Source organism: Bacillus sp. LR--39 (assembly GCF_053613335.1).
This window is the reverse complement of record NZ_JBSIOT010001449.1, coordinates 1-545: the sequence shown is the minus strand read 5'-3', so window position 1 is coordinate 545 and position 545 is coordinate 1. Positions and strand designations below refer to the sequence as shown.

1 protein-coding gene is annotated in these 545 nt (G+C 45.7%); it reads left to right on the top strand.

Annotation, left to right across the window (positions count from 1 at the left end):
• Nucleotides 1–162 precede the first annotated feature (162 nt).
• The coding region (locus tag ACWHAR_RS31055) for an aminotransferase class III-fold pyridoxal phosphate-dependent enzyme (RefSeq protein WP_452088929.1) at nucleotides 163–545 on the top strand (383 nt) is incomplete at its 3' end.

Below are 545 nucleotides of genomic sequence, written 5' to 3'. Positions count from 1 at the left end.
TTGCTGATAGATATAATCGGCTTGCTCTGAACGATCGAGTGTAATTGTGATATCCATTTTGTAGTTTCTCCTTCTGATACCATCAAAAAGTTATAATTGGTACTTTTCATCATACCAAAGAGAAGTCAGAATGATAAGAAAATACCGCAGGGGGATATTCACATGAGTCAAACAACAGTAAGCATCACAACTGCACAATGGCAGCAAAAACGGGATCAATTTGTGTCAAAAGGTGTGAGCAACGGCAACCGCAGTCTTGCGGTCAAAGGACAAGGGGCCGAGCTGTACGATCTGGACGGCCGGAGATTTATTGATTTTGCAGGCGCCATCGGCACGTTAAATGTCGGACACTCGCATCCGAAGGTTGTTGAGGCTGTGAAGCGGCAGGCAGAGGAGCTGATTCATCCTGGTTTTAATGTCATGATGTACCCGACTTATATCGAATTAGCCGAAAAACTGTGCGGCATCGCGCCGGGCAGCCATGAGAAAAAAGCGATTTTTCTTAACTCAGGGGCAGAAGCAGTCGAAAACGCTGTGAAAATCGC